The 15,322-nt window shown below is 46.9% G+C and carries 10 protein-coding genes; 4 read left to right on the top strand and 6 right to left on the bottom strand.

The genetic code is table 11. The features are described 5' to 3' along the window. Window positions 1-283 precede the first annotated feature (283 nt). The 3 genes from KE626_RS27570 to KE626_RS27580 are packed head-to-tail and all read right to left on the bottom strand — an operon-like array spanning window position 284 to window position 3,003. Complete coding sequence (locus KE626_RS27570; RefSeq protein ID WP_211976253.1) at window positions 284-979, bottom strand: LytR/AlgR family response regulator transcription factor; 696 nt, start codon at window positions 977-979, stop codon at window positions 284-286. A gap of 4 nt (window positions 980-983) precedes the next feature. Next, window positions 984-2,045, bottom strand: a complete 1,062-nt coding sequence (locus KE626_RS27575; RefSeq protein ID WP_211976254.1) for a sensor histidine kinase — start codon at window positions 2,043-2,045, stop codon at window positions 984-986. Further along, window positions 2,038-3,003, bottom strand: coding sequence for a histidine kinase (locus KE626_RS27580; RefSeq protein ID WP_211976255.1), 966 nt, complete (start codon window positions 3,001-3,003; stop codon window positions 2,038-2,040). The genes KE626_RS27575 and KE626_RS27580 overlap by 8 nt, the downstream gene beginning before the upstream one ends. Window positions 3,004-3,308: 305 nt before the next feature. Here KE626_RS27580 and KE626_RS27585 point away from each other — a divergent pair, with 305 nt between their 5' ends. Genes KE626_RS27585 through KE626_RS27600 form a run of 4 tightly spaced genes read left to right on the top strand, consistent with a single transcriptional unit; the run spans window position 3,309 to window position 10,176 of the window. Next, window positions 3,309-6,365: a SusC/RagA family TonB-linked outer membrane protein gene (locus KE626_RS27585; RefSeq protein ID WP_211976256.1), complete on the top strand. Its 3,057-nt coding sequence runs from the start codon at window positions 3,309-3,311 to the stop codon at window positions 6,363-6,365. A gap of 11 nt (window positions 6,366-6,376) precedes the next feature. After that, a complete protein-coding gene (locus KE626_RS27590) occupies window positions 6,377-7,711 on the top strand; it encodes a RagB/SusD family nutrient uptake outer membrane protein (RefSeq protein ID WP_211976257.1) in 1,335 nt (444 codons plus the stop codon). A 37-nt stretch (window positions 7,712-7,748) separates the two neighbouring features. Next, window positions 7,749-8,984, top strand: a complete 1,236-nt coding sequence (locus KE626_RS27595; protein WP_211976258.1) for a TlpA family protein disulfide reductase — start codon at window positions 7,749-7,751, stop codon at window positions 8,982-8,984. Between the two features lie 16 nt (window positions 8,985-9,000). Further along, window positions 9,001-10,176: a TlpA disulfide reductase family protein gene (locus KE626_RS27600; protein WP_211976259.1), complete on the top strand. Its 1,176-nt coding sequence runs from the start codon at window positions 9,001-9,003 to the stop codon at window positions 10,174-10,176. Window positions 10,177-10,233: 57 nt separating this feature from the next. Here the strand turns inward: KE626_RS27600 and KE626_RS27605 are convergent, their stop codons facing one another. From KE626_RS27605 to KE626_RS27615, 3 genes are all read right to left on the bottom strand, one after another. Further along, window positions 10,234-12,789, bottom strand: a complete 2,556-nt coding sequence (locus KE626_RS27605) for a M1 family metallopeptidase (protein ID WP_249207740.1) — start codon at window positions 12,787-12,789, stop codon at window positions 10,234-10,236. An 89-nt stretch (window positions 12,790-12,878) separates the two neighbouring features. Then, complete coding sequence (locus tag KE626_RS27610) at window positions 12,879-14,006, bottom strand: family 20 glycosylhydrolase (protein WP_211976260.1); 1,128 nt, start codon at window positions 14,004-14,006, stop codon at window positions 12,879-12,881. Between the two features lie 10 nt (window positions 14,007-14,016). Continuing rightward, window positions 14,017-15,294, bottom strand: a complete 1,278-nt coding sequence (locus KE626_RS27615; RefSeq protein WP_211976261.1) for an IPT/TIG domain-containing protein — start codon at window positions 15,292-15,294, stop codon at window positions 14,017-14,019. Window positions 15,295-15,322 lie beyond the last annotated feature (28 nt).

The raw sequence follows: 15,322 nt of genomic DNA on the forward strand, positions 1-15,322 counted from the left end.
GTAATATTGTTTTAGACATAGACCTGTAAACAATACGGCTGTGGAGTTAATAAAAATATTGTTTGGTAGATTATACTTCCAGCATGATTTGTTCAGATATGGAGAGAGAAGGGGCCCTGTATTGAACCTTTACCATAGTTTGGGGAAAATAAAAAAAGCCCGCCAGATTTGCCCTTGTATACAGAGGGGTGGCGGACTATGTTATCACAATATTACAATATTTATTTCGAATAAATAAATTACAAAACAATTTTTTTTAGAAAAATATTGTTTGAGAAACTAACTATCTCGGCATATTAATCGCCTCCATAAACTGTTTCATATAGGCGTCACCGATAGGTACGTTATGTGCGCCCGTAAAAATCCTTTGTCTTTCTATACTGTCTATTTTATCCAGTGAGATAATATAGGATTTGTGCACGCGTAAAAACCGGAATGGCGCCAGTATTTCTTCAAAGCTGCGCAGGTTTTGCAACGTGAGAATTTTCTGCGTAGTAGTTTGTATGGCTACATAATTGCGTAACGCTTCTACAAAAAGAATATCCTTTACATCCACCCGTACGATGCGTTTATCGGTACGCACAAAAATATAATCTGTTCCTGCAGGCTGGGAAATAGCCCCTGTATTTTTTGCGAGCACCCGTTGCACGGAGCGGGCAAAGCGTTCAAAGGATACAGGTTTCAGGAGGTAGTCTACCGCTTCGCGGTCAAAGCCTTCTACCGCATATTCGTCGTAGGCGGATACAATAACGATATGAATACCGGGAGGCGCCAGCTGCATAAATTCGAGGCCGCTGAGTTCCTGCATTTGTATATCCAGGAATACCAGGTCTACTTTTTCCTGTTTCAGGAAAAGCAACGCTTCCTGTGGATTGTGAAACGTTTTCAATAACTGCAGGTCAGGCGTTTTGTTGATAAACGCTACCAGCACCTGCGCCGCCAGTGGCTCATCATCGACCACTATACACTTTACTGCCATATCATTACCAGTTAATCACTAAGTTACTGCAATATTCTTCTTTCATGTCCAGAATTTCCAGTTCATGCCGGCCGGGATAGAGCAGCTGTAAACGTTTCCGCACATTGTCCAACCCTATGCCGCCGGTTTTGTCGCGCTGGTAGCCGGAAATATAATTATGCACCGTAAATACCATCTGCTGTTGGGTGCATTCCAGCGTAATGCGGACGGGCTTCTCCGGGCGGTTGGTGACCCCATGTTTAAAAGCATTTTCTACAAAAGGTACCAGTAGTAAAGGCGCTATTTCCTTATCAGGCACCTGTTCCGGCAGTCTGAAAACAATCCCTTCCTGGCAGCCGGTACGTATACGCTGCAAAGTTACAAAATCCTGCAGGTAGCGTATTTCTTCCGCAATAGGCGCCCTGTAGCCAATATCCGATGGTTGTTCCACCATATAGGCCAGCAGATCCGTCAGCGTTTTATGGGCTCTTACAACTTCCGGAGAATCCATCAGCGCCAGTGAATAAATGCTGTTAAGACTGTTGATCAGAAAATGTGAATTCAGCTGCATCTTCAGAAAACCTGATTCCGCCTGTAATTGCTGCTGTTGCAAGATAGCCCTGCGCTTATCTTCTTCCAGCCATAAAATGAAAAAACGGTAGGAAAAAGCCGCCAGTACAATTACAGCACCGCCCCATAGACTACTGATAAAATAGTTTGTTGCTGAAACATACAAGAACACCTTTTCCCTGTGTTCATACCTGTAACCGGAAAACAATACCTCCTCCCGGAAAAAATGATCTGCTATTAAATACTTCAGCACAATCGTTCCCAGCATCAGCGGCAACAGTAACGACAACAGCTTTACCCAATTATTTTTTTGCAGAAAGGGAGGTATGATCCAACGGAGATAAATATAAAACGGAATAAAATTAAGCAGTCCGAAAAAGCCATAATTAATAAACATTTTCCACTGAAGTTCCGGCGTCCGCTTCACCGCCATCGCCACATTCAATCCATATACCAGCAGCATCCATACCAGCAAGAGGACCAACAGCTCCACGATATTTTTACGGGTATTATGCATATTCCGGGTATAACTTAATTTTATTTGGGGAGATGGAAACAGCAGCGGGTACCGGTGTTACAGACAACGCTACCGAGTCTTCCATAACATGCACGGAAATTACAATTTCACCGATAACACCGGCTAGTTCCTGTAAACTTCTCTCCGTAATATCCTGCAGACGCAAAGCTTCTATCATATTATTGCTGTCTTCCCCGGTCACCTGCAGCGTCAGCAATTGCTGCGGATGACAAATCCTCCGCAATGCCAGGTAACGTTCATAGTTCAGCAGTTCTTTCTTAAAACTGACCTTATCTTTTTCCAGGGCTTTGTCGTACAACATATACCGCAGCAGGTCGGACAATAACAGGATGGCCTTTGTACCCTGTTTCTCACGGGTCTGCTCATTTTCCAGCACCGGTGTAAGCTGTTGCAGGTAATGCAGCAATTGCCTGGACCCTTCCTGCATACGTTCATAACGCGCGCCTGCCTGGGCTGCCGCTGTGGCCAGCAAACGGTCCTGCGGAGCCGTATTCCGCCATTGAAGCAACAACCGGTAGCCATAGGCCAGCAAGGCAACAGCCAAACCTGTTTTCAGCGTTTCCGGTAAATATTGCAGGAAGGTCATGTATATTTTAGGCCGGCCAATAAAAGGGATCCCGCGTAATAACACCTGGTCCGGGAAAAAGAAGTATCCTGCTGCATATTTAATTCCCGAAAAAACAATGATGGCTGCCAGCGTATACAGGATGGCCTTCCCATACTGTTTATGTTGTACCGGTTTCTGAAGTAATCCAAATACCAGCAGGTAGAAAAGATGAAAATTAATAAAGCCGAACAATATAAACCGCACTACCGTCCACTTCAGCGAAAATGGTGAAGCCCAGCCCCCTTTCAGCTGCGGATAGCAATACAGCAGGATGAGAGCCATACAAACGGCCAGATGTACAAGATAACGGTATGGTTTATTGTGTCGCATATACACTTACGATATTGAAGATAGTATTTGCAGCAACGGTTTCGGCATAAATCGTCACTTATTTTTTTCGTCCCTGTAAAACGTCCGTTCGTACATTTTATTTGCCCGAAAGTACCCGCAAAACGTGGTTTCATGCTTTTCACACCCGCTACTGGCCTAAAAAAGGGGTTTATACCTATCAAAAGAGGGAATGTACATTTTCGCAGCGGGTATGTCCATTTTCTAACGCAGATAATAACAGGATAAGTACTTTGGATGCTTGTTCGGGGACAGTTCATATATCGTAAAAATCAACCAACAATTGTATGAGAAAGTCATTTTTATTTATCCTTCTGTGCATGTCCGGTGTATCCGTTTATGCACAACAGGTACTAAAAGGAACCGTAAAGGATGCGGTTTCCCATCAACCGGTACCTGGAGCCACCGTAAAAGTAGTAGGATCTGCCAAAGGCGCTACCACCAATGAAAAAGGGGAATTTGAACTCAATGTTCCCGCAAATGCTCAACTGCAGATCTCTTCTGTTGGGTTTGAAAATGTAGTCGTAGCCGCCAACCTTATCAAAGCAGGCCCGGTAATGATGCAGATCAGGGCTATCAATCTCGTTGATGCGGTAGTAGTAGGTTACGGTACCCAACAGAAAGGTAAGGTGACCAATGCCATTTCTACCCTGAAAAGCGGGTCTTTGGCTCCTGAAAAAAACATCGGCAGCGATTTTGGAAAAGCATTGACCGGCCGCGTTGCCGGCGTATTTGTAGCGTCGAAAGACGGTAGTCCGGGCAATACCCCTAATATCCTGATCCGCGGCGCACAGTCTGTCAATGCCTCCAGCACCAATCCTTTGATCGTGATAGATGGTCTGATAGTAGAAGGCAATACCATCTCTATCAACAACATCAACCCACAGGATATCGAATCCATTGAAGTATTAAAAGACGCCGCTTCTGCCGCCATATATGGCGCAAGAGGTTCTACCGGTGTAATTATTGTTACCACCAAAAAAGGAAAGCTAAACAGTAAACCGGTCTTTAACCTGAACATGTATACCGGGGTAAATAACGTGCCTACCTCCCGGCATATGCTGAACACGGAGCAGTATACCTCCGCTTTCATGGATGCACGTAACAACCGTATCGCTGATATCAATACGCAACTGGCTAACCCCGATAACCTGACACCAGCCAAGATCAGCCAGCTCAACAACGAAAGAACAACACTGCAAAGCCAGGTGAACGGATTACACATGGCCGACAGAAGTACCGACTGGCTCGACAAAATAAAAAATAAAAATGCACCTGTCAGTAATATCCAGGCCAGCATGAGCGGTGGCGGTGATAAAAACAATTACTATATGTCGCTCGGCCGCTATTCGGAAGCCGCCTCCATCGGAACCGGTAACTTCGAACGATACACTGGCCGGCTCGATCTTACCCAGCAGGTAGCCGACTGGCTGAAAGTAAACGGTAGTATCAACATCACCCAGTCTGTCAGGAAAAATATCTCCAACCCTATCGTCAACGCATTCAACGCCCGCCCGGATACCCCGGAAGACCCGGTACTGAATCCCGATGGTTCGCTGGGGTATTATGTTGCCCAGCAACAACACCCATTGGGCTCCATGCTGGACAATAACAACAAAGACAAAAACAACGTATACCTGGGTAGCCTCTCGGCGGATGTTAAGTTATTGAAAGAACTTAGCTTCCGGTCATCCTTTAATGCTACAAAATTTAATGGCCTCACCACTACCTTCTCCCCTGCCAGTGGGTACCTGGGCGCTTTTAATAAGGGCATATTCAAAAACCAGGGAACTGATAACTTCTCCTATAACTTTGATAACTATTTCACCTACATCAAAAAAATAAGCCGACTGGGAATCAATGCCACACTGGGTTATACGTTCTACAACAATCAACTCAGTTACTTTGGCTATGACCTCAACGGCTTCCCGAAAATAGACGGTATTACCGGCGGCGCCGCCGGATCCAGCTATGGCAGCACCTTCAGCATCGGCAGCTATAACGGCAACAACAAGGAAATTTCTGATGCTTACTTTCTGCGGACCGGCTTCGACTGGGAAGGTAAATACATGCTCAACGCTTCCATCCGCCGCGACGGGTCCTCTAAATTAAATGCAGACAATCGTTACAGCTGGTTCCCTTCTATTTCCGGGGGCTGGGACATCGCACGCGAAAACTTCCTCGCAAACAGCAGGCTGATTAATCAACTAAAGATCCGCAGCAGCTATGGTATCAGCGGCAACATCCGACCGCTGGGTTATTTCGATGCACAAAACCTGCTTAATGCTACTTCCTATATAGGCAACCCAGCCCTAATGCTGGGCACTTTAGTAGGCAACCCCAATATCCGCTGGGAGCGTACCAAACAGGTAGATGCAGGTATCGATGTAACATTGCTGAACAACCGCCTCTCTTTCTCGGCCGACTATTACAACAAAACCACCGATGGTCTCATGAGTAACAACGACGTCTCCTGGATCTATGGCGCCAACAGCATCCCCGATAATATCGGCAGCATCCGGAATTACGGCTTTGACCTTGAACTTGGTATCAGTAGCCGCGCCGGCACGGCTCTTTCCTGGAAAGTGGAAACCAATATGAACATCAACAGGAACATGCTGTTGTCGCTGAAAGATTCGCTTACCAACTATGGCGCCTTCGTTTTCGGCGGCCCTATGACCAAAGCCAAAGTAGGACAATCACTCGGTTCTGTACAGGTATATGAATCGCTGGGGGTAGATCCGCAAACCGGCGATATGCTGTATAAAGATCAGAACAAAGACGGCAAATGGGATAGCAATGACCTTATCACCGTACCCGTTGCTTTACCCGCCTTCACCGGTGGTACCAACATCACCCTGTCTTACAAAAACTTTACGATAGAAGCTTTATTCAACTATGTAGTTGGCAACAAAGTATACGACTTTTATGAACAAACATTAAGAGACTATGGCACCGGATACTTCGGTGTAATGCCAAATAAATTTGACGTCATTAACCAGCGCTGGAAACAAAAAGGCGATATCACCGATGTGCCAAGAGCCATCACAGGCGTTCATGGCGCCGGACAAACCATCGACTGGAACTATCGCCCTTCCACGCAGTTTGTATACGATGCGTCGTATGTGCGTCTACGTAACCTTTCGGTAAGTTACAATATACCGGCATCCATACTGGGCAAAGCTAAAATATCACGGGCACGCATATACGCATCTGCACAAAATGTATTTACCATGACCAAATACATTGGCTTTGATCCGGAAGCCGCCGCCAACAACGGTATTGTAAGTTCTAATATGCCTAATCCCCGCTCAGCGGTTGTTGGTATAGATCTTTCATTTTAATCTGCCACCACATGAAAAAAAATATTCTTCTTCATATTGCCGCCATTACCACACTTGGAATATCCTCCTGCAGCAAACAGCTGGATGAAGTAGCACCGGATACCAGGATCAGCTATGCACAGCTTAACAAAAACAACCTGCCGCTGGTTGTCAACGGGGCAAAACTCGCGCTCACCAATAACAACGCGTTTTATACTTACTATGCGCTCCAGGATATTATGGGTGATGATTTCCAATCAATATCGCTGACTGCTTATGAAAGCAATAACATACCCTCCAATGATGTTACACTGCCACCCACTTACCGGCAACCTTACCAGTGTATCGCCAATACCAATATGGTGATACAATTCGCCGGCCAGTACCCGGGCGACAGCACCATCAGCACCACATTGGGAGAAGCTTACCTTTTAAGGGCCTATTCCTATATGCTGCTGACAGAATCCTTCGGCGACGTAGTGATTATCAAAGGCAGCGAAGATCCTAAAAGCCGTCCTGCACGCAACCCTGTTACGGAAGTCAACCAGTTTATAGAAAGCGATTTTAAAAACGCAGCCGATCATCTTCCTGACTATACCGGTCCCCAGTCAGGCTCCAAACAGGCAGCACAGTTGCTGCTGGCCCGGCTATACCTGAACCTGGGCCGCAATGACGAAGCCCTCACCATGGCTAACACGGTGATCAGCTCCGGGAAATTCAATCTGCAGGGTAGCTTCACCGATATCTTTAAATCGCAGGTGAATAGCAGCGAAGCCATTTATAAAATTACAGAAGCCAGCACCAGTACCTATTATGGGCTGCCTAATATATACGGACCCGGTACCGTGAACGGTGTAAACATGCCCGGTTCAGGAAACACCTGGGCCGACAGCAACCTGGTAAAATCATATGAACCGGCTGATGTACGCAGGAGTACTTTCCTGCGCACCAAAGGCGGTTCCATTGCCGACAGCGTATACTTCCTCCTTAAATTTCCACAGGAAATGACGCCTTCGTATGTGGTATGCCGTTATAGCGAAGCGTTGCTGATCACCGCAGAAGCAAATGCCCGCAAAGGAACGGTAGACGTCAGCAACTACAACCTGCTTCGTGCCGCCCGCAAAGCCACCACGGCTAATAACACGGACTTCGCTTCCCCGGCAGCATTTCTCGCTGCAATAGAACAGGAAAGAAGAAGAGAGTTTATCGGCGAAAGACTGAGATGGAGCGATATGCGCCGTTTTGGAAAAGCAGATGCCTGGTTGCTGTCATTCGGACAACCCGTTACCCATGCCCTGATGCCGCTGCCTTCCAGGGAATTTTTTATCAATCCGAATCTTGCACAAAATGCAGATTACGGTAAATAAAAACGGAAATCAATTACAATAAATTAAATTAATAACGATGAAGAAACCAATGATTAATTTTTGTTTGCCACTGCTTATGCTGACTGCACCCGCAGCGCTGATGGCACAACAAAACAAATTAGTGAAATCCATTACCGTAAAAGGCAGTGTTGAATTCACTGACCCCAAACAGGAGGTCAATAAAGTATTCCTGTCCAAAGATAACCTGAAAGGAAAGCCGGTAATGGTAGATTCCTGCGTTGTAGGGAAAGACAATACTTTTACCTTTAAAATAAAACAGGATCACCAGGGCATTTATCTTGTAAACGCGATGAACTGGGACCACGCTACTTTCTGGAGTGACGCGGACGTAAAAATTGCGATGAGAGGTTACGACACTTCAAAGTACAAAGTTAAAGTACCTCACTACAATTACGTAGAAGGATCTTATGACAACAACTTCATCAATCTTACACAACTGAATGGAGAACTGAACTATCGCCGGCTGATCGATGAATACAATATGGAGTATTATTCAAAAAAAGCGACCGACACTACCTGGGCCGCCTATATGAAAAATACAAAGAAATATAACCCGATGAGAGAAGACTTTGCGCTTCGCGAGGAGGTATTAGTCAAATCATACGCCGACCGCCCGGTAATGGTATATGCTATCCGTGGCATGGCAGGAACAGAGGCCGGCGAAAAATACGATAGGGCCATGAAGATGCTGGACCTCCTGATTGCCCGCTATCCCTGGTTAACCGAAGCGCAACAACTCAAAGAAACCATTATCACCAATAAGGCCCAGGCTATGCGTTTGAAAGCTGGTCAGCCTATGCCATCTGTAAAATACCCGGATGCTAATGGCGGCATCGCCGGATTGGAAAAATACAAAGGCAAATACCTGTTGGTAGACTTCTGGGCCAGCTGGTGCGGCCCCTGCAGACAAGCCATTCCTAAAGTAAAAGAACTCTACGAAAGCTATAAGGCAAAAGGTTTTGAAGTAGTAAGCATTTCTATTGACACCGATAAAAATGCCTGGAAAAAAGCGATGAAGGAAGAAAGTATGCCATGGGAACAACTGCTCAGCGATAACAAAGATAAAACAATGGAACAGTTCCAGTTCTCCGGCATTCCAACTATGTACCTGGTAGATGCGGAAGGAAAAATTGTGGAACGTTTTACAGGCTATACAGATGAGGCAGATAGTAAAATAAAGGCCATCATTACCAAGGGCGGCAAGGCGGCCCCTGCAAAACAAGCCGCATCTATTCCAATGACCGGTTTCTAAATATCATACACCAACCATGAATAAACACCTCCTCACAATGGCCGGCAGCTTGCTGCTGGCCTCTTTTCTCCCGGCAGCGGCGCAGAAAAATTACAAGGTAACTACCAATATTAAGGGTCAGGGCGATTATAAACTGAGCATCGTTTATACTACAGCAGATGGACGTAAAATCGATACGCTGCTTTCCCGGAATGGCGACAGCTTCCTCTTTTCCGGGAATGTAAAAGAACCGGTAGTAGGTACTTTTATTTCCCATCACCCGGCCTCAAAATTTGAGCTTTCCAAAGGCGGCATGTTTATGCCCGCTCCCAGCCTGGAAATCCTGTTATCAGAAAATACCGATGTACAGATCACCGGGAACGCTGATGAACTATACAAAGCTGTGGTAAAAGGCGACAAAGCCAACGAGGAGCTGAATGCACTCCGTCAAAAGGAAATGCCACTGGTATCGAAAGTGTGGGAACTGCGGAAGCAATCCGCCGGTATGCGTAAACCGGAAGACAGCACCGCCAGGAAAGCGATCATAGCGGAAATTACCAGCACTACAGATCAACTCACTGCTATACGTAAACTATTTGTGGCCGCTCATCCCAAATCATTTGTGAGCATAATGATGCTGGCAAGACTGCAAGGTGATTACGAAGCCGCTGCTTACGAAAAGGCGTTTAATGCGCTGAATGCAACCTATAAGGAAACTTACCTGGGCAAATATGTAGCTTCCCGTATATCCGGCGCCAAAGCCACCGCTACCGGCGCTGTAGCTATTAATTTTACGAAAACGGATAACCACGGAGAGCCGTTCACGTTATCTTCATTGAAAGGGAAATATGTATTGCTCGATTTCTGGGGTAGCTGGTGCGGGCCGTGCAGGGCCAGCCATCCGCATCTGAAAGAGGTATATGCCAAATACAAAGACAAAGGACTGGAAATTGTAGGCATCGCCGAGGAAAAATCAGACGACCTGGAAACTGCAAAGAAAGCCTGGTTAAAAGCCATCAGCGACGATGGCATGAGCTGGATACAGGTACTGAACAACTATAACAAGGCCACCACCGATATGGTCATGGCTTATGGTATCAGTGGCTTCCCTACCAAAATACTATTGGATAAAAATGGTAAAGTTTTATTCAAACTTGTTGGAAATGGTGGAGATGAACTGGATCAGCAATTAAAAAGCGCTTTAGGACTTTAATAAGGTTTTAATAAAGCAGGTGTCTCAAATTATTTTTGGGACACCTGCTTTATTATTTTATTCCTGCACCAGCCGCTGTGCGCGGTGCAGGTTGTCCGTAGCCTGCAATATCTTATTCTTCAGTTTGGGATGATAATCCGGATGCTGCTCCAGGAAAGTGCTCACCACCTTCCATGCCGCTGCATCCTGGTAGTTGTTCCATATCGCATTGAGCCAGTTCACGGGGAAAAATATATCTCCTGTACGCTGAATATCTTCCAGCAGGTTCAATGTTTCCGGCAGGTATTTCTCCGATGTAGCCTGCCGTAGCGGATGATGCAGGTAGGCCAGACCGGTAGCTACCCACGATTCCTTTGCGCGCCCCTGGCGGTCACGCAGGCTGTTAAAGAACTGATCCCGGTCGTTCTCCTGTGCGGATAAAGCGGGTATCAGGAAATTCAGCCTGTCTTTCTTATCGTTATCTTTTAGCCTGTCGCGCTGCTGCGCAATGATGGAATTGGCGGTATCAGATTTGAGTACAAGCGTCAGCGACATGGAGATATAGTCTTCCTCAGCGAGCTTCACTCCCGCCGGCGCCTGCTGTTTTTTCCATATAGCATACATGCGTTTACCCACGTCTTCTGTAGTATAAATATCCTGGCAGATCTTAAAGAGCAATTTCCGGTTATTCGGCGCCGGCTGTTTTTCCATGGCATCCCATACCTGCTGCTCCAGCCGGGCGGCATATGCTTTGCGGGTGGCAGGCGTAATAAATTCCCAGAACAGTGTACTGATGTAGCCAGACAACAACTTCAGGTTTGTTTCTTCCTGCTCGGCTGGTAAAACGTTAACGAACATACGTAATAGTTCCGCCGGCTGAAAGGTGCGCCCGGCAAGCATATTCTCATATGCGTTGATGTACGCCGAAGCCCGGTGCAGGGAGCTTTTCAGCTGAAATCCGTCCTGCTTCATAGCAGGATCAGAAGGGAATAGTCCGTAACCAAGACCACTGGCGTTAAACAGCAGGTACAATGGTTTTGGCTGGCCTGCGGCAGCTGCTACCATTACCTTTTCCCTGGTCATATTCACATTCAGCGGTTGTACATGATCTGCATAAACGAGGGTCACGTCAAAGGCTTGTGGCCAGCGCCGCGGTTCACCGGATTCAGGATGCTGGGCAATTTCCAGGGAGGTAATTTTACCTGCATTTTCTTTCATTGTATAATCAAATACAGGCCTGCCCGACTCGTTCACCCATACTTTATTCCATTTGCGCAGATCAGTTTTCGTATACTTCGCCAGGATGGCGATCATATCGTTCCAATCGGCATTGCCGTAAGCATATTTTCTCAGGTATTCCTGCACGCCCTTTCGGAAATTATCCTTTCCCATCAGCAATTCAATCTGCCGCATCATTACAGGCGCTTTATGATAAATAATATCACCGTACATGGTGCCGGCATCGCGGAGGTTATCCAGCTGCTGACGTATAGGATTGGCGCCTGCGGTACGGTCCGTGTTATAGGCACGTGGGTAGTGATCCTGCAGGAAACGCAGGTTGAACTGCTCGCTGCCCAGGATATTTTCCGCCACCTTGTCGGCCATGAAATTGGCAAATACTTCTTTCATCCACACATCATTGAACCACCTCATTGTAACCAGGTCGCCAAACCACATATGTGCCGTTTCATGAGAAATGAGGTTGGTGCGGGAAAGCAGCTGATCCCTGGTGGGGCTCTGAAGAAAAAAGGACGATGCCTTGTAATGCACTACGCCCGGATGTTCCATGCCACCGAATTGAAAGTCGGGTATGGCCACATAGCCCATTTTCTGAAACGGAAAAGGAATACCGGTCCATTGTTCCAGGAATTTCACCGCTTCGCGATGCAGCTGAAAAACACTGTCGATATTGGTTCCCGGGTCTTTTTCCCTATACAGCAGTGTGGCATTCTTTTGCTTTATCTGCTGCACCGCTTCGCTGTATTTCCCGGCAGTAAAGGAAAAGAGATAGGTAGGCAATTTTTCTGTGGCAGCAAATGTATAAGTTACGGAAGATGAAGTCGCCACACTGTCTTTCATCCAGCCGTTGGCCAGCACTTTCCAGCCGGTAGGGACTTCCATGCTCAGGTTGAAAATGGCTTTCAGATCCGGCTGATCAAAACAGGGGAATACGAAACGTGCCCTGTCCGGCACAAACAGCGCATACAAAAATTCCGCATTGCGATTTAATGCTCCTTCTCCCGCTGTAAATGCCAGCGCTATTTCGTTCTTGCCGGTATGCAACATGGTGGCGGGTATCAACAGGTGCTCTGCTTCTACATTCGCCTTGGTTTGCTTACCATTCACCGTGATGCTGCTGATCTGCGCAGTCGTTTGTTTGAAATCCAGTTGTAATGGCTGGGAAACATCCGTCAATTGGAATTGTATCTTCTCCTTTGCCGGTATAGGTTCGGACTTAGTTTCAGGAATGCTGAAATGAAGCGTATAGCTGACATCCCTGATAACGGCGTACCTGTATTGTGCGAGTTCCAGGGAAACACCGGCGGTAACCGGCACGGAATGATGTTGCTGTTGCGCCACAGCAGCCTGTGAAGCGGTCAGCAGAAAAAACATGGTTGGCAGAAATGATTTCATCGTCATCCTGTAAATATAAAGGATCGCGGTAAATAAAAAAGACCGCCCTGTCAGTCAGGGCGGTTGGTATCCGGATAGGAATAGTATACTTATAATTTCTCCTTCTTTCTGATTTCTGCAAACAATGCCTTAAAGGTATCTGCATTATCCTGTGTGCCTTTACGCACGCCTTTACGGTTGTAATACGCATCAATAAACTCACGGGTATTTATCCACATGGTTTCAAATACGCCAGGCATACGTTCCGACAGCGTGCGGGAATAATCCGCTCTCAGCGCATTTTTGCGGGCAGCATATACCTGTTCCAGCTGCGCCAGCGCAGCGTCTTTTTTTCCACAGGCCGACGGGAGCACCTGGAATCCCTTAATGGCAAAATAGGCAGGTGTAGGTGGTGCATCTTCATACTTCCAGTCGCAGATCATGATGTCTTTCGGGATCATGTCTATGGCCCTGGCAGTATTATTCATGCTTGCCTGCCATGCCAGCAGGTTGGTTTCCTTACCATCGATCAGCCGGTCGCTCCACATCCACATCTGGCATTTTTTTTCTTTGAGATGTTGATGCAAGGTATTTACATAGGCGGCAAACAGTTCCGCCGGGTCTTTACCACCACAGCGGGGACATTTGTTATAGCCAATGATCCATGCTTCATCGAGGCCCACGTGAAACGCATCGGCGCCGCATACATCAATCAATTCATCCATTAAAGGAAAAATAATTTTGAACAGGTCCGGATGCCGGGTACACAAACATTTACTATAGAAGTCGAACATGCCCCCATCTTTCCAGGGTACAGGCGGATTATAATCCGGCGACTCATCCAGTTGCGGATACTTTTTTAACAGCGGCCCAATTTCCGTTTGCTCCGACTGATGCGCCAGCAGGTTCATAGTAGGAATGAAGCGGATGCCTGCTTCCTTACAAGCCTGTACAATCTGTTTCAGCTCCGTTTCCGAGAGACTGTTTCGCTCCGCCACTTCCGGGTTTGATTTGAACTGGTATACGTACTCTATTCTCAATGCCAGCGTGTTTACACCTTCTGCCACCAGCGCTTCTTTAATAAAGCGGCAAAGCAGCGGTACATCCTGTGAAGCCGGAACACTCAGCAGTAAGCCTTTTACCGGTAGTACGTTCCATTTAAATGTGCCGGGCGACTGCGAAAATACTGTTGCCGGTACCAGCAGCAGCCACAAGGCGAAAAGGATTTGTTTTATCATCATCTGTTTTTTATTCAGCTATTACCTTCCTGATACGATTATTATTTCTGTCCAACACATATACCACGCCGTGCTTGTCTACCGCCACGCCGGTGGGAGCACTAAACAGAGCGGCAGCGCCGGTACCGTCTGCAAACCCGGCTGTACCACCGCCTATGTAGGTGGTTACATTCCAGTTGTTGGCGGTAATAAGACGGATACACTGATTGGAGTTAACCGTGCTGCCGTCGGAAGAACCATTGCCGGCTACATAAATATTGTTGGCAGCATCGAGGGTAATACCCCATGGGTTTTCGAAGCGTGCGGCTGTACCAACGCCATTGACCAGTCCTGTCTGGTTTTCTGCACCGGCTATAACAGTAGGTTCCCAGCTGCCCGCAGCAAATTTTTTGATGATAGAATTCCCGTTTTCTGTTACAAACAAATTACCCTTATCATCTACTGCCACATCTGCCGGGCCGCTCAGGCCTTTGATGATTTCCGCAGCCGTACCATCCTGCGTTACCTGGTAAATGCTGCCCGGGTAACGATTGTTGGCGTAATACAGGGTACCATTGCGTTTGTCGATACCCAGTCCCCAGGCCTCGCCCCAAACTATCCGTGACGTGGTGCCATCCGGTGTAATTTTACGAACCGTCCATGCAGATGGGTCTGATACAAATATATTACCGCTGTTGTCTGTTACTACGTCGAAAGGCAGGTAGAACTGTGCATCGCCGCCTTTTCCTTCCTGGTAGCCATACATCCCGCCAGCGAGGGTAGTTACGGTACCATCAGGCGCTATTTTACGCACACGGAAATTTTCTGCATCGGCTGCATATACATTCCCGTCTGCATCCACATCCAGGCCACATCGTTTGTTGAAACTGAATGCCACATTGCTTCCTTTTCCGTCCGAAAAACCGGCGGTGCCGTTGCCGGCCAGGGTGCTCACTTTATAAGAAGCTTCATACTGGAAATCCTTTGGCGCCTCGCCCGTTTTTCCGTTGATACTTACCACCACTTTACCCGTACCTGCTTTCTCCGGTATCACCACCAGGATATGATCGCTGATGATCCCTGTGACCAGGGCTTTAACGCCATTGATGGTAACGGTTACGCCTGTAGTATCTGTGCTGAAATTGGTTCCGTAAATCAATACTTCTGTTCCCGATCCGCCTTTCTCCGGTGTAAATTTATCCACTACTACGGGGGCGTTGTTATCGTGAACAAAACCTTTGTCTTTTTTACAGGCGGCTGCTGCAAACAACAGCAATACTACCTGTAAACGATATATCATAGTTTTCATCTGTTATTTTTTTAGTTAGACAGTTACG

This window comes from Chitinophaga hostae (assembly GCF_018224885.1).
Taxonomy (GTDB): Bacteria; Bacteroidota; Bacteroidia; order Chitinophagales; family Chitinophagaceae; genus Chitinophaga; species Chitinophaga hostae.